At 36.9% G+C, this 16,724-nt stretch carries 17 protein-coding genes, 2 tRNA genes and 7 pseudogenes; 17 read left to right on the plus strand and 9 right to left on the minus strand.

Annotated elements, in window-relative coordinates:
- Positions 1 to 232 (minus strand): annotated as a pseudogene (locus tag E2K74_RS10835) (IS5/IS1182 family transposase); the annotation flags it as partial.
- Between the two features lie 96 nt (positions 233 to 328).
- Between E2K74_RS10835 and E2K74_RS10840 the strand changes: the two are divergent.
- The 4 genes and pseudogenes from E2K74_RS10840 to E2K74_RS10855 all read left to right on the plus strand — a co-directional run.
- On the plus strand, positions 329 to 703 hold the full coding sequence (locus tag E2K74_RS10840; RefSeq protein ID WP_151207560.1) for a hypothetical protein: 375 nt from the start codon (positions 329 to 331) through the stop codon (positions 701 to 703).
- Between the two features lie 18 nt (positions 704 to 721).
- Positions 722 to 1,039 carry a toxin-antitoxin system YwqK family antitoxin gene (locus E2K74_RS10845; protein WP_151207562.1) on the plus strand — a complete coding sequence of 106 codons (318 nt, stop codon included), beginning with the start codon at positions 722 to 724 and terminating at the stop codon, positions 1,037 to 1,039.
- 10 nt (positions 1,040 to 1,049) lie between these two features.
- Positions 1,050 to 1,418: a hypothetical protein gene (locus E2K74_RS10850; protein WP_151207564.1), complete on the plus strand. Its 369-nt coding sequence runs from the start codon at positions 1,050 to 1,052 to the stop codon at positions 1,416 to 1,418.
- Between the two features lie 112 nt (positions 1,419 to 1,530).
- Positions 1,531 to 1,979 (plus strand): annotated as a pseudogene (locus E2K74_RS10855) (IS5 family transposase); the annotation flags it as partial.
- 45 nt (positions 1,980 to 2,024) lie between these two features.
- Here the strand turns inward: E2K74_RS10855 and E2K74_RS10860 are convergent.
- Both E2K74_RS10860 and E2K74_RS10865 read right to left on the minus strand, forming a co-directional pair.
- A pseudogene (locus E2K74_RS10860) lies at positions 2,025 to 2,207 on the minus strand (IS5/IS1182 family transposase); the annotation flags it as partial.
- A 143-nt stretch (positions 2,208 to 2,350) separates the two neighbouring features.
- A pseudogene (locus tag E2K74_RS10865) lies at positions 2,351 to 2,870 on the minus strand (IS5 family transposase); the annotation flags it as partial.
- Positions 2,871 to 3,358: 488 nt separating this feature from the next.
- Between E2K74_RS10865 and E2K74_RS14895 the strand changes: the two are divergent.
- The 8 genes and pseudogenes from E2K74_RS14895 to E2K74_RS10905 all read left to right on the plus strand — a co-directional run bounded on the left by E2K74_RS14895 (position 3,359) and on the right by E2K74_RS10905 (position 8,125).
- The gene (locus E2K74_RS14895; RefSeq protein ID WP_227548028.1) at positions 3,359 to 3,613 is read left to right on the plus strand and encodes a hypothetical protein; all 255 of its coding nucleotides are present in this window, start codon (positions 3,359 to 3,361) and stop codon (positions 3,611 to 3,613) included.
- 626 nt (positions 3,614 to 4,239) lie between these two features.
- Positions 4,240 to 5,003 (plus strand): annotated as a pseudogene (locus E2K74_RS10880) (IS30 family transposase); the annotation flags it as partial.
- Between the two features lie 120 nt (positions 5,004 to 5,123).
- Positions 5,124 to 5,306, plus strand: a pseudogene (locus tag E2K74_RS10885) (pyocin R, lytic enzyme); the annotation flags it as partial.
- 245 nt (positions 5,307 to 5,551) lie between these two features.
- Positions 5,552 to 5,713, plus strand: a complete 162-nt coding sequence (locus E2K74_RS14545; protein ID WP_153228194.1) for a hypothetical protein — start codon at positions 5,552 to 5,554, stop codon at positions 5,711 to 5,713.
- Positions 5,710 to 6,102: a hypothetical protein gene (locus tag E2K74_RS10890; protein WP_227548029.1), complete on the plus strand. Its 393-nt coding sequence runs from the start codon at positions 5,710 to 5,712 to the stop codon at positions 6,100 to 6,102. Before E2K74_RS14545 ends, E2K74_RS10890 begins: the two co-directional genes overlap by 4 nt.
- A gap of 320 nt (positions 6,103 to 6,422) precedes the next feature.
- Complete coding sequence (locus E2K74_RS15140; RefSeq protein WP_267314039.1) at positions 6,423 to 6,602, plus strand: hypothetical protein; 180 nt, start codon at positions 6,423 to 6,425, stop codon at positions 6,600 to 6,602.
- A gap of 66 nt (positions 6,603 to 6,668) precedes the next feature.
- The gene (locus E2K74_RS10900) at positions 6,669 to 7,007 is read left to right on the plus strand and encodes a transposase family protein (protein ID WP_319922817.1); all 339 of its coding nucleotides are present in this window, start codon (positions 6,669 to 6,671) and stop codon (positions 7,005 to 7,007) included.
- A 131-nt stretch (positions 7,008 to 7,138) separates the two neighbouring features.
- Positions 7,139 to 8,125, plus strand: a complete 987-nt coding sequence (locus E2K74_RS10905; protein WP_227548030.1) for a hypothetical protein — start codon at positions 7,139 to 7,141, stop codon at positions 8,123 to 8,125.
- Positions 8,126 to 8,168: 43 nt separating this feature from the next.
- Here E2K74_RS10905 and E2K74_RS10910 read toward each other — a convergent pair.
- A pseudogene (locus tag E2K74_RS10910) lies at positions 8,169 to 8,324 on the minus strand (peroxidase); the annotation flags it as partial.
- A gap of 108 nt (positions 8,325 to 8,432) precedes the next feature.
- Between E2K74_RS10910 and E2K74_RS10915 the strand changes: the two are divergent.
- On the plus strand, positions 8,433 to 9,161 hold the full coding sequence (locus E2K74_RS10915) for a hypothetical protein (RefSeq protein ID WP_151207570.1): 729 nt from the start codon (positions 8,433 to 8,435) through the stop codon (positions 9,159 to 9,161).
- A 385-nt stretch (positions 9,162 to 9,546) separates the two neighbouring features.
- On the opposite strand, the gene E2K74_RS10920 is transcribed toward E2K74_RS10915, so the two are convergent.
- The 3 genes from E2K74_RS10920 to E2K74_RS10930 all read right to left on the minus strand — a co-directional run bounded on the left by E2K74_RS10920 (position 9,547) and on the right by E2K74_RS10930 (position 10,506).
- Positions 9,547 to 9,622: transfer RNA gene (locus tag E2K74_RS10920), tRNA-Thr, on the minus strand.
- A 199-nt stretch (positions 9,623 to 9,821) separates the two neighbouring features.
- A complete protein-coding gene (locus tag E2K74_RS10925; protein ID WP_151205090.1) occupies positions 9,822 to 10,049 on the minus strand; it encodes a hypothetical protein in 228 nt (75 codons plus the stop codon).
- Between the two features lie 366 nt (positions 10,050 to 10,415).
- A tRNA-Ser gene (locus E2K74_RS10930) sits at positions 10,416 to 10,506 on the minus strand.
- A gap of 120 nt (positions 10,507 to 10,626) precedes the next feature.
- Here E2K74_RS10930 and E2K74_RS10935 point away from each other — a divergent pair.
- Entirely contained in the window at positions 10,627 to 12,507 is a 1,881-nt protein-coding gene (locus tag E2K74_RS10935; RefSeq protein WP_151207572.1) for a potassium transporter Kup, read from the plus strand.
- 102 nt (positions 12,508 to 12,609) lie between these two features.
- Here E2K74_RS10935 and E2K74_RS10940 read toward each other — a convergent pair whose 3' ends face one another.
- Positions 12,610 to 13,083, minus strand: coding sequence for a hypothetical protein (locus E2K74_RS10940; protein WP_151207574.1), 474 nt, complete (start codon positions 13,081 to 13,083; stop codon positions 12,610 to 12,612).
- A gap of 259 nt (positions 13,084 to 13,342) precedes the next feature.
- On the opposite strand from E2K74_RS10940, the gene E2K74_RS10945 reads away from it, so the two are divergent.
- Positions 13,343 to 14,434, plus strand: coding sequence for a DNA/RNA non-specific endonuclease (locus E2K74_RS10945; protein ID WP_151205407.1), 1,092 nt, complete (start codon positions 13,343 to 13,345; stop codon positions 14,432 to 14,434).
- A gap of 73 nt (positions 14,435 to 14,507) precedes the next feature.
- Positions 14,508 to 14,753 (plus strand): hypothetical protein, encoded by a 246-nt coding sequence (locus tag E2K74_RS10950; RefSeq protein WP_151205408.1) that lies wholly within the window; start codon positions 14,508 to 14,510, stop codon positions 14,751 to 14,753.
- Between the two features lie 132 nt (positions 14,754 to 14,885).
- Here the strand turns inward: E2K74_RS10950 and E2K74_RS10955 are convergent, their stop codons facing one another.
- The gene (locus tag E2K74_RS10955; RefSeq protein WP_151207576.1) at positions 14,886 to 15,899 is read right to left on the minus strand and encodes a helix-turn-helix domain-containing protein; all 1,014 of its coding nucleotides are present in this window, start codon (positions 15,897 to 15,899) and stop codon (positions 14,886 to 14,888) included.
- A 109-nt stretch (positions 15,900 to 16,008) separates the two neighbouring features.
- Between E2K74_RS10955 and E2K74_RS10960 the strand changes: the two genes are divergently transcribed.
- Positions 16,009 to 16,611, plus strand: a complete 603-nt coding sequence (locus tag E2K74_RS10960) for a hypothetical protein (RefSeq protein WP_151207578.1) — start codon at positions 16,009 to 16,011, stop codon at positions 16,609 to 16,611.
- Positions 16,612 to 16,724: the final 113 nt, after the last annotated feature.

Consider the following 16,724-nt stretch of genomic DNA (forward strand, 5'->3'; position numbering starts at 1 on the left):
CAGCGATATGGTAATTTGCCGCCAATTCCAGTTGAGTACTGTAGTTTCGTAAGTAATTGAGAGTCAATAACAACTGATCCTCTATATCTAAAGTATGAGGACGACCTGATTTCTTTTTGAGTGATTCAGCTTTTTCTAAGACCTCAACCATTTCAGTAAAAACTTGTCGAGGTACGCCAACCAAGCGTTTGAATTCAGAATCTGAAAAACGATTTAATTTTTGATATCTCATGAAATTTATATTGAGGCGGTTTTTACTTTCGCAAGAGATCTATTCTTTATTAGGTTTAAAATTAATTAATACAGGAAGTAGTACGAGGTAATATAAATGTTTAGTAGGGAAAAGAAAATATGTATTTTTTTGTCTTTTTTGATAATTACTGGTTGTGCAGAAAAAAAATTAAAAGTTAATGATATTAAAAAAAATCAAGTATATAGATTAACTTTAAGTGTTAATGATGGAATTATCATGTATATGAATGATGCTGAAGATGCTGGACAAATCCATGTAAATAAAGAAAATGCTAAATATTATAGAATACTAATAAGACAAAATAGTGATAAATTTCTAGTACAGGATTTTTATATATCAGGCATGAAGCAGACGGATCCTTATTGGCTTATTGATGGAAAAAAATATTATGTTTTTAATGAAAATCAAAAAAATAATTATTTTCCACGAGAAGGGAAAAGAGTAATTTAGTATGAATCTGGATATAAAATGGCATTAACTAATTATAAGAACTATAGAGAAGATGGGGTATGGAGGACATGGTACGAAAATGGTAAGTTAAAAGAAGAAATGACATATGTAAATGGTAATTTAGAGGAGGTTGTTAAAAAATGGAATGAAAAAGGAGAGTTATTGAGTGAATGTTCTTACAAGTTAGGAAAAGAAAGTGGAAGGTGCTATGAAAAATATACTATAAACCCTAAATTTTTTATATATGAAGGATATTATAAAAATGGAATTAAGATAGGGTTGTGGCGAGAGTGGGACTCAAAAGGAAATATTATAAAAGAACAAAGATTCAATTAAGGAATACATTGTGAAAATAGTAATATTAATAATATCTATTTTTTTTGTTTTACAATCAAATGTAAGAGCAGAGATAAAGAATAAAAAATATTTTAAATTTTTAGGAGAATTAAAAAATCAGGTTATTTATGATGAAAATAATAAAGCTATAGAATATGACTATATTAGTTTGGATCAAAAGATAGACTTATTCCTAGAAAGTGAGGATGAGTATATAGAGAATATTAATAAAGTTCAACTTAATTATTTAGATAAAAAAATTAAAATTAGTTATAATAAGAAGGTAGAGTTAATATGTAAAGATATTTATAGTGCAGATTCCATCTTTCATTATACAGAAGCGATTTGTATAGTTCATTCTATAAAATATAAGAATTAGGTTAAACTGAGTAGTTTTTTATGTTTATCACTCAGTCATTGATTTTGATATTAATAACGGCTTTGTTGCGCAAAGCTATTCTTAAAGGCTTCTTCAGCAATATAATTTCCAGATGAAGAAGCCTGCCCCTAAAATCTACAGTACAACTAATTGGTCCTCATATAACCAAGCTTTAATCAAGCGAGGAAATATTTCAATCTGGTTTGACCCTAGGATCCAATGGTATGCGCAACCACAAGGCAAGCACGGACGAAATCAAACTTATTCCGATACAGTGATTCAATGCTGTTTAATGATCAAATCTCTATTCCGTCTTTCTTTACGTATGGTGACAGGCTTTGCTCAAAGCCTGACTAAACTCTGTGGCTTAAATTGGACAGCACCAGATTACTCTACCCTCTGTAGACGACAAAAGTATATTGATATTGCGATAAGCTATCGGAAAAGTCGTGATGGGTTACCTTACGCAGTATGCTGCTCATTGTCGACTCTACGGGTTTAAAATTTTTAGGTGAAGACGAATGGAAGCGTAAGAGATATCATCCTGAATACCGTCGGCAATAGCGTAAACTGCATATTGGTATAAATGCTGAAACACTGCAAATATAAGTAATGGAGAGTTAATAATAACTGATCCTCTATATCTAAAGTATGAGGACGACCTGATTTCTTTTTGAGTGATTCTGCTTTTTCTACAACCTCTACCATTTCAGTAAAAACTTGTCGAGGTACGCCAACCAGGCGTTTGAATTCATAATCTGAAAAACGGTTTAATTTCTGATATCTGATGAAACTTATATTGAGGTGCTTTTTACTTTCGTAAGAGGTGTTTTGTTAAACTATTGATTTTGAGTGACTTTTATGTAAAAAAAGACTTAAGGAATAGATTTACCCTAAGCGACTCAGGTTTAAGTGACAACTTGGGTATGAGGTCAGCCTAATTCCGTAAATATATTTGATACGGCTACACGAGCATGAATCTCATTCACTTGGCTTTGAAAGTTCCTGGTACTGAGTTTATCTCCCAATACTTTGATGCAATGCATCTTGGCTTCTACCAAGCTTCGCCGGTGATACCCAGACCACTTTTTCCAAACTGTTCTTCCTAGGCATTTGACCGTTTTCAATAACTCATTTCGCTCTAAAGATCCCAGTTTTTTGTCTTTCCAGAGTTTCGCATTTTTTCTTAGGGGAATCACCGCATATGCCTGTCGATCTGAAATGACTTTTCTGCAGTATTTTGTGTCATAAGCCCTATCTGTATAGACCGAATCAATCTGCTCATCCAGCGGAATTTGATCAAGCCAATCCCCGAGCACCTGAATCACTAACATTGTTCGTAGTTAACTGTACAGCCCGTATTTGAAGGGTCTTAACATCTATGCTGATATGTAGTTTACTCCATTGACGACGATATTCAGGCTGATGTTTCTGTTCACTCTCACCTAAAAACTACTAGTCTAGCAAATATAAAAAGTGCTACTTTAGTATGGTTAGAAATGGAGGTAAAAAGAATCATTAAGGTATAAATTTAGCCGCTGAATCAAGTGCAAATATTTTTGCAGTATGTAGTGGAGTTATTGCTATTGCAATAGATAGTGGAAAGGCATATGGCAAAATTATAGTATTAGAAGTAAATATCGATGACTTGCCTGAAAAGCAAAAAACTTATGCATTAAATAATATTACAAAAAGCAATACAATTTACTTTTTTTACGCGCATTTATTTACTATAGATGTTGAAAAAGAAGATGTTGTTGATTCTAAGACAGTTTAGGTAAAACAGGTTCTACTGGAAATGCTGAGGGAATGATGACTATATCAAAATAGAGGGCATTTGTATTTTGATGTAAGCAATTCAGCATTGCTCGGTACAGGTTTATAGGGAAGATTTGATCCTATTCCTTTTTTGTAACCAAATTAATTTAGGCACTTAAAATATGAAAATAATTAAATCTATAGTAATAATTAGCAGTATTTTCTTTTCATTATCATGTCATGCAAAAAATATAGATTGGAATGATTATCAACAAATTGTTATCCAAATTAAAGAACCAGTTTTATTCCTAGATCAATTTGGTAGATTTTCTCAATTAAATAAAAATTTTAAATTGGGTTTAGTTGATTATGGGAATAAAAACAAAAAATATTCTGGGGGGAATATAGTCTTAAGAGTTATGGGGTTGAGGTTTTAAATAATCAAAAAGATTATATTTTATATCAAAGTACTGTACCTTTAAAATCAAATATAGATTTAAAATTACTTTATCAAGATCAAAAAATAGTGGCTTTTCGGATAAGAGAGTTTAGTGATGTAGATTATGTAAAAAGACCTTATAAAAAATTTATATCTAATTTTTTTATATATAATAAATTTTCAAATTTAGTCATTGAGGCTCCCTTAATAAATTCTTCTTCTGCTAATTTAGAAAGTGATTATGAGAGTATATTAGCTGGGGATAGTTTTTCATATATTAAAAAAGAAAAAAATATTTATATAATGTAAATATTATAGAAATTAATGGGAAAGTGAATATCTATAAATTGATTTTAGATTCAGATTTAGATTGTTTAGAGTCTACTTTAGGGTGTGAAAATATTATTTATAGAGATTTTCTTAAAAATAATTAGAAAGATTACTATATTAACCACGAATCGCGGATAGGAGGTTGACTTGAAAAATAAAAGGAATAGAGGCATCAGTTGTGTTACCACACTAAACCTTGAGTCCTAGCTCTAATGTTTAATAGTACCGAATTATTTTGTGTAATTGATGACTTTTTTCTTAAATTTGAAGTAACTTATTGAGAGTTTCTAAACCAAAGCCCTTCGCTATTTATATTCTCCTGAACAAATTTCTAAACGTTTAAAACAATTATCTGAGCCAAATGGTCACATGAGTATCCGCCATATAACGATTTATTCAACCCTTCGAGCTTTACCTAAAGGTGAACTGAAGAAAGACTTGCTCTCTTGTTTGAGACATGAAAATAAAAAAACGTAAGGCGAATGATGAAATTAAAAAAGATTCACTATTACAATAGATTAAGGCGATACATGAACGCCCACAGGAAGTGGAAGAAAGATACTTAGACATTGGGAAGTTGATTTAATTAAAGGCAAGGGCAATAAGAGTGCTATTGCCACCCTGATTGAACGTAATACTCGGCTTTGCATATTGGCAGTATTACCTGATGCAAAAGCAGAATCAGTACGTTTGGCATTAACGGAGGCTTTGAAATATCTTCCATGTGAATTACGCAAAACACTGACATATGACCGAGGTCGTGAAATGGCTGAGCATAAAACTTTAGAACAGGATTTAGGGATAGAAGTATATTTTGTGATTCGCATTTAGCATAGCAGAAAGGGATTTGTGAAAATATAAAGGATCTAATTCGTCAAGATTTATCTAAAGGCATTGACCTCAATCAAGCAGATCAGCATTATTTGAATCAAATGGCTATGTCACTCCATACAAGACCAAGACTTAGGAAGCCTTTAGATTGGTATACCTCGTTAGACAAATTTTCTCAATTGGTTGATTATAATCACTATTTTATTTATGTCGCACCTCGTGTTTAAATTCGTCATGTCTCGAAGAGGCCCATTTTATAGCTCATACTTTACATGAAATAACTCGTTATTTTCTAATGTAAGAGGGATTGAGGGGGGGAATCTGAAAGTGAAGTTTATGATGGTTATAAAGGGCAAGGCTTAATGCAAATAATATATAAAAAAAATTATGAGTTATATGGTTTAGCAGTTAATGAAAATTTCTTAAACCATCATAGGCATAGAATTGCTAAAGAAAAAAAGCATGCAGTAGGTTCGGCAATTTGGTATTGGCATCATTCTAGAGCCGGAAGTCTCACTCCTCATGATTAATAACAACTTATGTACTAATTAATGGTAGGAGTGGTTTTGGTGATAGGGAGAAATATTATAAAAAGCTGTAGCATATTTTTTTGGAAATGTAAAAATATAAATGATGAATTAATAATAGCTCTTAATAAATATGGAAATTTGAGAATAATTATATATACAATAATAAGATCGGTGAGTGCTTTAGGTGGGGGTTATGTAATGATCCTAATGGTTATAAAAAGAGGAGATCAAAGAATGCAAATGAAGTGAAAAAAGGATATATAAGGTTTTTAGAAATAATTAAAGATAAAGAGTTTCCTTTTGGCTTCAGAAAAGATAAAAATGGGAATAAAGTTGGTAGAGAAATATATAGTTATAATACAAAATCTGCAAAATTATTAGTTGAAAAGAGGGAAAAAGAATTATGATGAAAATTATATTTATATTTTTTTCTTTAGTGCTATGTTCAAATGCACAATCAAAAGAAAAATATTATTGTCTAAAAAGTAAGAATGATGTAATACTATTGGTTTCTAGTCAATATCCTGATATTAACTATATAAAATATTATCCATATTTTAAAAATATTAAAATATCAAAATCTGTAAAAGAAGAAAGTATTGATATAGGAGATGATGCTAAACCAGAAGTCTACAGAAAGATGAATGAAATAATAAATGGAAAAATAACAGGATATTATACTTTTATGTCTCAAGGTTATCTTTTATATAATGTTGAATATGTTAATATAAAGAACAAGAAAAAAACTATTTTTGAAAAAAATGATTTACAGGTGAAAGGATCAAATTGTATATAATTCTAATCCTGTTTAAATAGATCTCTTTCATAAATCAAAAAATGATCTTCTTTTTGGTTGATATTTGCACTCCAGATTTCTTGGCATTCGTGCATAATCTGCGGATGGAATACATCGATTCAAAGAAGCTTTCTGAAACACAGTTCAAGCGATACACAGGCATCTCATGGTCAACCTTTGATTTAATGGTTGAGCAATTGAAGATGCATGTTCCTGCCAAAGGCAGACCACCTAAATTGAGCTTAGAGGATCAGATCCTCCTGTGCTGAAGTTATTGGCGTGAATACCGAACCTTGTTCCATGTCGCAACAAATTATGGCGTGTCAGAGCCCACTGCTTCAAGAATCGTACGCCATGTAGAGGATTGTTTCATTAAGTCTAATCTGTTTAATCTACCGAAGAATTTGCCTGAAGGCGAAGGCATAGACTGGAATGTGGTGATCGTAGATGCCACAGAAATTCCAATCCAAAGGCCTAAAAAAACAGAAGAAAAGCTATAGCGGCAAGAAAAAGAAGCACACCTTCAAAGTACAGGTCATCATTCATTATAAAACTCAGAAAAAATCCTGAGTTTATGCGCTGATCGCGGTTCAATACATGATTTTGAACTCTTTAAACGCAACTTGAATCAGATTCCTGTAGGTGCCTTTATCCTTGCAGATAAGGGCTATCAGGGAATTTATACAGTGTATCCAAATAGCCTATTGCCTCTAAAAGCAAAGAAGCGCTGTAAACTGGATACTGAACTAAAAATCTATAATCAGGAAATCAACAAAAGAAGAATAGCAATTGAGCATGTATTTGGTCGCTTAAAAACCTTCAAAATTCTTGCTGAGCGATATCGCAATCGAGGCAAAAGACTGGGATTAAGATTCAATTTAATTGCTGGAATTTATAACTTCTAGCTGAGTAAAAAATGACTTATGAAAGAGGTCTGCTGTAGTGGCTTATTGTTTGAACCCCAATAAGCTAACCTTCCAAAATATGTTAAAAGGCTAAGTGGATTTCATCGAACTCAGGTTATAATAGGTACAAGGTGGTTTTCCTCAAGTTACATGAGTCTAAAACAAATAAAGCAAACAAACATTCTACTGAAAAGGTTAAAACTATATTTGAGAAAATATATGCTTATCATTTGAATAAATGGGTTTTAAATATGAAGTTTAAGATAATTCTATTATTGTTTATTCTATTATTTTCAAGTTGTATACATTCAAAAGAAAATATATTAATAAATTCAAGTAATGTATCAAAATGTCATTTCGAGGGTGAAAGTATTGATTTCTGTTCAAAGGATAAAATTGAAATCTATAATAAACATATTAAAGATTTTCCTAATTTTTCAAATGATAAAATATTATTAATCTTAAATTATATTAGAGATTCTGGAAAGGGTGAAAGTAGACTTGTTAAAATTATAGTTATATTAGATCCTAAAGGAAAAAGAATAACTCCTCTACCTCAGATAGTGGGTAATTTTGTTGATGGTAAATTGAGAGCGATTAATGATGATCCTGCTATTATAAAATATAGTAAGAACGATAATAAAATTTGTTTATCAGGAACTACCTATTTTTTTAAAAATAATAATATTAATATTGAAGATGAGTGCTATAGTTTTGAAAAAGGAAAATTTAATAAAATAGAGAAGTCTGTATTAAGTGGTATTGAAGAATTTTCTAAGCTACCCTATTCCTCCGATATTCATTTTAAATGTATAAATAATATTAAATTAAATCAGTGTAATAGGTTAAAGTTAATACCCTCTAAGACAATATTAACTAAGTATAATTTTGTTAATGCTCAAGATGGAGAGAGTGTATTATTGAAAGGGAAAAAAGATTTCTTTTTAATAGTATCTCCATTTTTTGATGAAGATGGGGCTAATTTAAGGATTATGAAAGTTAAAAATTTTAATTTAATTTCAGAAAAATATATTTATGCAGGAAAAAGTGTAGAGATTGATGATAATTTAAATATAAAATATTTTGAAGGAAATAATAAAAAAGAATTCTCATTCTGATAGTAATTGAAATAAAAAGCCGACTTTCATCGGCTTTTCATTTTTACCCTTCCAACACCTCTTCCAGCAACTCCTCACTCGGTGCAAAGTAATAGGCGCCATCCAGAGGTGTTACGAAATGCAGTAGACGGTCATGGATTCCATCGCCAGACGTACCGAACATGCGCTCTAACATGGCATCAGTAATAGTTAATATTTTGGAATGATAAATCCATTTATGTGCAGTTAACGGTAGAAGAGCTAAAAAGACATATATCAAAACCATTTAAAATTATTTTACCTAAAAATTTTAAAGGAATTTAGAGAAATGAATAAGTGTTTAAATGTATTATTAATGATTTCTATGTTAAGTTTTTTAAATATTACTTATGCTGAAAAAAAATTATTAAATTGTAATTTAATTAATGTTAATGAAAGCCTTCAGTGTGTTTTAAAAGAAAACAAAAATCTTTTATATCAATTAGATGGTTTAAATAATAAGAAGAAAGATGACTATAGAAACTGGAAAAGTAGAATTAAAAATAACTGTGAAAATAAGATTAGATATTCTATGGGAGAAGGAACGGCTTTAGAAAAAGAACAATGTTTAAGAGATGAATATATTATAAGAATAAAAAATATTTCTGTAAATTTTCATAAGAACAATAATATTGAAAAAAATGATGATGGATTTCCTGTTACGTCTCTTCCATATAACTCAGAGGATCATTTAAAATGTATTTTAGAAAATAATAAAAATAGTTGTAGTAAGGTTAAATTAATTAATATTATAGAATTATCCAAAGTTTATAACTTTTTAGATGATAGTTTTGGTGCGTCTGTAGTATTACCTAAATCAAATAATGGATTGTTGATAATAGTTTCACTATTTTCCGAAGAAAGTGGAGAAAAATTTATTAACTTGGCTTTAGTAAATAGTCTAGGCGTAGTGAAAAATATTACTTTAAATGCTTCAAAAAATATTATTATTATTAATAATAATCATGAGGTGTTTTTTTACAAGGAGAATAATAAGTCTAAAGTTTTATTAAAATAAAGAAAATATTTAACCCGAATCCTGGTTATATGAATGATCTTCTAGCAGAATACCCCACGACCTACAAGGATTGAGCCTAGAAGTCCTGTACTAAACAGCGAATCCAAGAAATATCAAAAACTCCCCAAGTGTTCCATTTTCCACTCGTCATACGCCTCGATGGGATACCTAGATGCTTCATCTCTAACGTAGCCCGATTGGAGAAGTGGAGTGCTTGAAAATGGCTATAGGGAGGAAACTAGTTTGGATTATAGTTACTTATTCTTGATTTTAGACCACAAGACTATTGAATTGATGGACCACAAGATGAACCAAGAAAAGAATGCACTGGAAAACTATAGATAATAAAAAACCCCATAAATCTAAGACTTACGAGGTTTAATAATGGTGCCGGCACACGGATTCGAACTGTGGACCTACTGATTACAAGTCAGTTGCTCTACCAACTGAGCTATGCCGGCGATGTGGAGTGCATTCTACAGATTTTTTGGGTGGGTGCAAGCCAAAAAATAACCGGTTAATCTTTCAAAAAAGCGATGTGGAGTTGAGAGTAATCTGCAAGATAAGCGGTCATCATACTTTAAGCGGCAAATCGCCCATTTTTTATTATGGGCGAAGCTGAAATGAACTGGAAATAGATCACGGGGTGTAGCTAAAAAACTATTTATGTTTCAGGATTTGGGCGAGATCTTGTGCGCATTCCTCTAAAGTAAAGGCCATATCGAACTGCATTTGAGGTTTGAGTTCTTGAGCGAGGCTTCTCCACTGTTCGATAAGTTTGAGGGCTTTTTGAATTTTATGTTTGTTAATATCCTTGGCGATAGTCGGGGTATAACCACCACGTTTTGCATTTTTGATTTGTTTTATATAGTTTGCGCTGTTATTCATGTTCGCTCTCCGAATAGCAGTGTATCTACTTTTAACTTTGAGTTGAAATGGTGTACTTCGATCTAAGGTCTTTTTATTCTGGTCTTAGTTTTTCTCTCCTTTTTTAAATATCCTGAACGAACCATAACATAGCTTTAATGACAATAAAATGAAGCGATTATTGTGCCAATTTTTGATGGGTTAATATAAATAAATTAAAGCAGAACACAATATTAAAGAAACGCAGGGTTTTTTTCGATAGTCGCTCTGAGCAGCTATGAACTTCTGGAAAGGGAGAGTGTGTAAGGAGAATGATGATAAAAATAATACGATTTTTTATTTTTAAGACAAAAAAATCCGAATCATGTGATTCGGATTTTAAAATTCTGGCGGTGAGAGAGGGATTCGAACCCTCGATACGCTATTAACGTATACACACTTTCCAGGCGTGCTCCTTCAGCCACTCGGACACCTCACCATGGCCGAGGATAATATCGAAAAAAAGCGCTGCTGCCAAGCTGAAACAATTGATTTGCAGAAAAACTTTTAACGTAATGCTATGATTTGCAAAAATGCTTGTTTAAAACGAAGACAATATATGCAAAGTACAGCAGAAAAAGCAGCTCTTCCCGTGATTACGCTGGCTGCACTTGGGGTCGTTTTTGGAGATATTGGTACCAGCCCTCTATACGCACTGCGCCAATGTTTCCTCACAGCACATCTTGCGATCAGTGAAGCCTCTGTGCTTGGCATTCTGTCCCTGATTTTCTGGTGCATGATGCTGACCATCAGCTTTAAATATGTCACGATTATCATGCGTGCCGATAATAATGGCGAAGGCGGCATCATGTCGCTACTGGCTTTAAATCTGCGCACCACACGAATTGCAGATCAGAAGAAAATTTTTCTAATTGCGTTGGGGTTTATCGGGGCCTCGCTGTTTTTTGGAGATGGCATTATCACGCCAGCCATCTCGGTGCTTTCCGCCATTGAAGGCTTGAGTATTGCCACGCCTATCTTTGACCGCTGGCTGATGCCGCTGTCGATCGGGATTCTGGCCGGGCTGTTTATGCTGCAACGTCATGGTACAGGTACCATGGGGAAATTTTTTGGCCCCTTAACTTTGCTCTGGTTCCTGTCGATTGGGGCTTTCGGTCTGTGGAGTATTGCCCAGACGCCATTTGTACTTTCGATGGTGAATCCTTATTGGGCTTTTCACTTTGTTGTGGATCAGCCTTATGTCGCATTTCTTACCATGGGCGCGGTGATTCTGACCATGACTGGGGGTGAAGCAATCTATGCCGATATGGGCCATTTTGGCCGCTTGCCGATTCGTATGGCCTGGTTTGTGATTGTTTTACCTTGCCTGCTGCTGAACTATGCTGGACAGGGCGCATTGTTATTACGTCAACCAGAAGCGTTAGCCAATCCTTTTTATATGCTGATCCCGGACTGGGCACTTTATCCAATGATTGGACTCGCCACTGCGGCAGCGGTGATTGCATCTCAGGCTGTGATTACCGGGGTATTCTCCATGGTCAATCAGGCGATTCAGCTGCGTTATTTACCGCGTCTGAGTGTGAAGCATACTTCGGCGGTAGAGCGTGGCCAGATTTATCTGCCTTTTATTAACTGGATGCTGTTTATCTCGGTGTTAATCCTGATCTTGCTGTTTGAAAACAGTGCCAATCTGGCCAGTGCCTATGGCGTGGCAGTCACCATGACCATGCTTTGCGGGACTATTTTGATTAGTATTTTGGCCTATGGATTCTGGCGCTGGCCGGTCTGGAAAGTCATACTCTTTGCTGCTCCATTTTTAACGCTTGACCTGATTTTTGTTGCCTCTACCTCCTTAAAAATTGCTGCGGGAGGCTGGGTACCGATTCTGATTGGTGCGGTGCTGTTTACCATTTTAATGACCTGGAAAGATGGACGTGCACTGGTACTCAGCCGTCTGGAGCAGGATGCCTTACCAATCGAACTGTTTATCAAAAGTATTTCGATGGGAGATGCGACCAAGTTTGTTCCGGGTGAAGCCATTTTCCTGACCGGAACCCCGAGCATTGTTCCGCATGCCATGTTACATAACATCAAGCACAACAAGGTGCTGCATGAACGCAATATTCTGGTGACCGTGATTACCCGGGATATCCCTTTTGTGGCGAAAAAAGATCGCATTCAGGTCGAAACGCTTAGCAAGCATTTTTATCGGGTCTATATGTATTATGGTTTTAAAGACCAGCCGAATATTCCGGAGGCTTTGCAACAAGCCTATGCCGAATGGGGCTTTGAATATGATCTGATGCAGATCAGCTTCTTTATTTCACGGGAGCGGATTATGCATACGGTAGGGGATGGCATGGCTGCATGGCGAGAAAAACTGTTTGTTTCCATGCAGCGTAATACCAGTCCGGTCAGTGACTTTTACCAGATTCCCCCTAATCGGGTAGTAGAGTTAGGTAGTCAGATCGAAATGTAAAATTAAATAGAGGCCCTAGAGGCCATAAAAAAACCAGAACTGTATTCTGGTTTTTTATGCAAGACACGTTCGGAATAGCTGAATCAGGCATCCTTCATAGAATTATTGTGCTGGTTCTACTACTGCGGGCATATCAGGTGTCGCATTTATTGCAGCCTCAGCCATAGGAGCAGTCTCGGGCTGTGCTGAAATGTCAGCAGGAGCCGCTATGGCAGCCGCTTCAGGACTTGCTGGCTGTGGCTGTTCAGGGTTCATGCCGGGTGCAGCTTCAAGCTGGTTAGGCATGGGGTGAGGATGGTTGGCGTTCGGATCGGCCATCGGTGCCTCGGAAGAAGTGGCTGGCATCGGTTGCTGTGCAGGCTGTGGTGGTGCAGGCTGATTGACCAGGCGCACCTGCCCTGAATTGACCAGGCTTTCTAAAGAGCCTTGCTGGCCGTTGACGGTGGTACTAATTTTGGCTTTAGCTAGGCTTTCCAGAGTTTCACCTGGCTGTACAGGTGGCTCGGCAAAAGCAGCCGCACTTAGGACACTGGTAAATAAGCCCACACCTAAAATTTGAGTTAATTTGGAATTCATGCAGACTCCATGATTGTACGTAATTTAAATAGCTTTATACTGTTGCATAGTCATTCTGTTGCCGCAATGAAAGCTACTGAATACTCAGAAAACCCTATTTAAAAACCATCAAAAAATAGACATTTTGTTACAGGAAAGACCTGAATGAGCGGGGTTTGTTTAATTGTTAGGCGAATAACAGGGGCGAGATATACTTCATATACACAGCTTGTTAAGCTCGCCAAAAATCAATATTGATCGGAAAATAGCAGTTGTCAGCATGGCCAAGAAGCAATCTAAACCGAAGAGTGGTGTAACTCCGTTGTTAAAAGGAAATAGTGTCAAAATCATCTTGGGTGTAGTGGCCTCGGTCAGCTTTGCGATTGCATTTGGTCAAGAAAGGCTGGGTCAGTGGGTGTCTTTGGGAACGACGTCAAACTCATCTTGCCTGGCGCAGTTTTATTATGATGCTCCACCTTATCTGATGAAAGACAGTCTGAAAAAAGACAGTTATTCACTGTGTTTTAATGGCTTTAATGTTGGATATTCAGGGGTGTCGAAAACTCCGCTCTGGGTGGCAGAGGTTTTAACGCCTGCACGGCTGAGCCAAAAAATTCCGCGTGAAGACAGCTTCCATGAAGAAGGACGTGTGAAGGCAGTGCATCGCGCGACGCTGGCGGATTATCGTGGTTCAGGCTATGACCGCGGGCATATGGCGCCTAATGCGGATATGCCAACCAAGGCAGCCCAGTATGACAGTTTTTCGCTGGCCAATATGGTGCCGCAAGCCCCTAAAAATAATCAGCAGGTCTGGCGTGAACTGGAAGAGGCAACCCGGGCAATAGTCACGCGACAAAAGCAGGATGTGTATGTGATTACTGGTCCGGTCTTTGCTGCGAAAAAACTGAAAACCATTGGTAATGGCGTCATTGTGCCAACCGCCGTCTATAAAGCGATTTATATGCCAAAAACCGGGGCGATCGGGGCGTATTATGCGCCAAACGATAATTCACAAACGGTTCGAGTTGTGAGTGTCTGCTATCTGGAAGAAAAGCTGGGAATTAACCTGTTCCCCCAGTTAACCGAAGAGCAAAAACGTAATACCTACCATTTACCGTTGACGGCCAGAGCTGTGAAAGCCAGCCAGAAGATTGCCTATTCCCACTGGGATGCAGAAAGCCAGTGTGCCGAAGCTGTGTCCAAGGAAAACTTGCAGGCCTTGCAGCGTGAATTTAAAGCGGTGACCAGCGATAGCCCGACGCAAAATAGAAACACCGCTGCAAGCAATACGACAGAAAGCAATACTCAGACGGCTTTGATCAGCCAGTTGACCGAAGCGATTCTTCAGTTCATTCTGCAACTGCTGAAATAGACTTGCTGTAAAAAGCCTGATTCGGGTAGCATGCAGAGAGTACTTTAGAATAAGCAGATAGGATGGGGCCACTATGTTTAAAGCCTATAAAGATGGCAATGAGTCGCATGCCATTCATGATCTGACAGTTGAAAATGATCTGGACTGTGTCAGCCTGTATGGTAATTTGCAAATTACCAAAGACCAGGCTGGACTCAAGGCTGCCAAAGTCTTGCAGGCGCTGCTGGATGATATTGTTCAGGAACTGGAAAATACCCCTGATTTACCAGAAAAAATTGAGCATGATGAAGCTCATGAAATCGAGAATCCGTTTTTATAAAGAAGTAAACCAGGATCTGGTTAAGGTCGCCTCTAAACTTTTTTAGAAAAAACTGAAGCTGCGACTGGGCTGTGATTGATACTTTTGCTTGAATCCTGAATTTTTCCTTTTTTTAGCGCAGCATCCTCTTATCTACGCTTTTGCACTGGCTAAATAATTAGAACGCCATTGCTGCGGGGTCTGCGCCGTCCAGTGCTTGAAGGCACGCTGAAAAGCACTCTGTTCAGAATAGCCAAGCAGCAGGGCAATTTCTTGCAGGCTCAAGCGTGAGTCCTTTAAATATTGCTGCGCCATCATGCAGCGGATTTCCTGCATGCGCTGCTGGTAGGTTTTCCCCTGCTGCTGCAAATAACGCTGTAATTTGCGTACGGACAGGTTCATCTGCCGGGCAATTGCCTCAATCTGAAACATGTTTTTTTGCAGGCCAGCCAGTATGGCTTGCTGTAAACGTTGATCCATATCGGTGGCATGAGGTAATTTTTCTAACAGGGCTTCAGCCTGCTGTTTAAGCAGTTCCTGCAAGGTCTGATCACCTTGCCGCAGAGGCCGGGACAGCTCTGAAACTGTCAGTTGAATTTGGGCTTTATCCTGATTAAAACGTACCTTGGAACGGAAATACTGCTCGTAAATCATGGTGTTTTTGGGTGGAGAGCGTTTGAAATGAACCTCATGCAGCCGAATATCATGGATATCCAGAATCGATTTGAGAAATTCCATTAACAGGGCAATCGCGACTTCATCGGTGATCTGGGAGGACAGGTTAAAGGGGATATCGTCCCAGCCAATGCTGAGGATCTCATTATGGATAGATATCTGCAAAGGTGTCCCGTCATAGATCAGACGGTGATAATCATGATAACGCATGAGCGCATCGCTCAGGGTTTCACAGGACAGGGCAATATAGGCCAGTATGCCTAAATATTTTGGTTGTACGAGTGCGGCAATTTCCAGGCCGAGTGCTGGGCGCTGCAACTGTTGTTCCAAGGTGGTTAACAGATCATGCCAGATGACATAATCAAAACGCTCCAGTGGCTGAACATCCAGCAATTTTTGTGGTGGCTTCAACTGATATTTATTATAAAAAGCCAGCAGCAAATGACCTAAACCACCATAGACTGAACCCGCATAATCTTTCTGAGTCTGCATGTTTAAAGTTTTTAGTATTTTGTCGTATTTTGTCAATCATATTGAAGTTTAGGGTCAATATCTAGTCTTTTACTTGATCTATAGTAGAAAGAAAAAGGAGAGTCTGATCATGTGGAAAGGTTTTTTGACAGGACTGGTCGTGGCCAATGGTTTTGAGTGGTTTGCCCATAAATATATATTGCATGGAACCCATAGAGCAGGGCAGGCACGTTATAGCCCGGTCCCGGAAAGTATGCGTTCACATTGGGAGCATCATCGTGAAGTGCGTAAAACGGAATTCTCGGATATTGGTTATGTAGAGGGCTACAAGAACTGGCGTACCCGTAATGAAATCGGTTCGCTGGTGGTGGTGGCCAGTGTTTTTGGACTTGTATTTTATCCTGTGTCCAAAGGAATGGTTCTGGCGACCTTGTATAGTGCGGGCAACTATTATTATATTCACCGCCGCGCCCATCTGGAGCCAGAGTGGGCCAGAAAAAAAATTCCTTGGCATTATGACCACCATATGAACAGTAATCAGGATGCCAACTGGTGCGTGACCAAACCCTGGTTCGATTATCTGCTGGGCACCCGGGTCATTTCATCACCCGATTTGCAGGAAAAAAATCCTCTGGGTATTGCACTGCCTGAAGCCTTATCCACTCATTTGACCAGTCTGGCCAACCGTTATTTTCCGGCTAAATGGGCCAAAGTGCGAGACCAGCTGCAATAACATCTAAGTGGTGGATATATAAAATGACAAGCAGTTCTCACTTTTGAGGTGGCGTCGTGTTTTGTCAATAAATAGGGGATCTATTGTCAATATTGTGCTGGAAAATTAACCTA

The sequence above is a fragment of the Acinetobacter sp. RF15B genome (genome assembly GCF_007558235.1).
GTDB lineage: Bacteria > Pseudomonadota > Gammaproteobacteria > Pseudomonadales > Moraxellaceae > Acinetobacter > Acinetobacter lwoffii_C.

Coding starts and splice junctions, on each gene's coding strand:
- E2K74_RS10840 (WP_151207560.1), top strand. CDS start 329: ATGTTTAGTAGGGAAAAGAAAATATGTATTTTTTTGTCTTTTTTGATA.
- E2K74_RS10845 (WP_151207562.1), top strand. CDS start 722: ATGGCATTAACTAATTATAAGAACTATAGAGAAGATGGGGTATGGAGG.
- E2K74_RS14895 (WP_227548028.1), top strand. CDS start 3,359: ATGAAAATAATTAAATCTATAGTAATAATTAGCAGTATTTTCTTTTCA.
- E2K74_RS10890 (WP_227548029.1), top strand. CDS start 5,710: ATGATGAAAATTATATTTATATTTTTTTCTTTAGTGCTATGTTCAAAT.
- E2K74_RS10915 (WP_151207570.1), top strand. CDS start 8,433: ATGAATAAGTGTTTAAATGTATTATTAATGATTTCTATGTTAAGTTTT.
- E2K74_RS10925 (WP_151205090.1), bottom strand. CDS start 10,049: ATGAATAACAGCGCAAACTATATAAAACAAATCAAAAATGCAAAACGT.
- E2K74_RS10935 (WP_151207572.1), top strand. CDS start 10,627: ATGCAAAGTACAGCAGAAAAAGCAGCTCTTCCCGTGATTACGCTGGCT.
- E2K74_RS10940 (WP_151207574.1), bottom strand. CDS start 13,083: ATGAATTCCAAATTAACTCAAATTTTAGGTGTGGGCTTATTTACCAGT.
- E2K74_RS10945 (WP_151205407.1), top strand. CDS start 13,343: ATGGCCAAGAAGCAATCTAAACCGAAGAGTGGTGTAACTCCGTTGTTA.
- E2K74_RS10950 (WP_151205408.1), top strand. CDS start 14,508: ATGTTTAAAGCCTATAAAGATGGCAATGAGTCGCATGCCATTCATGAT.
- E2K74_RS10955 (WP_151207576.1), bottom strand. CDS start 15,899: ATGCAGACTCAGAAAGATTATGCGGGTTCAGTCTATGGTGGTTTAGGT.
- E2K74_RS10960 (WP_151207578.1), top strand. CDS start 16,009: ATGTGGAAAGGTTTTTTGACAGGACTGGTCGTGGCCAATGGTTTTGAG.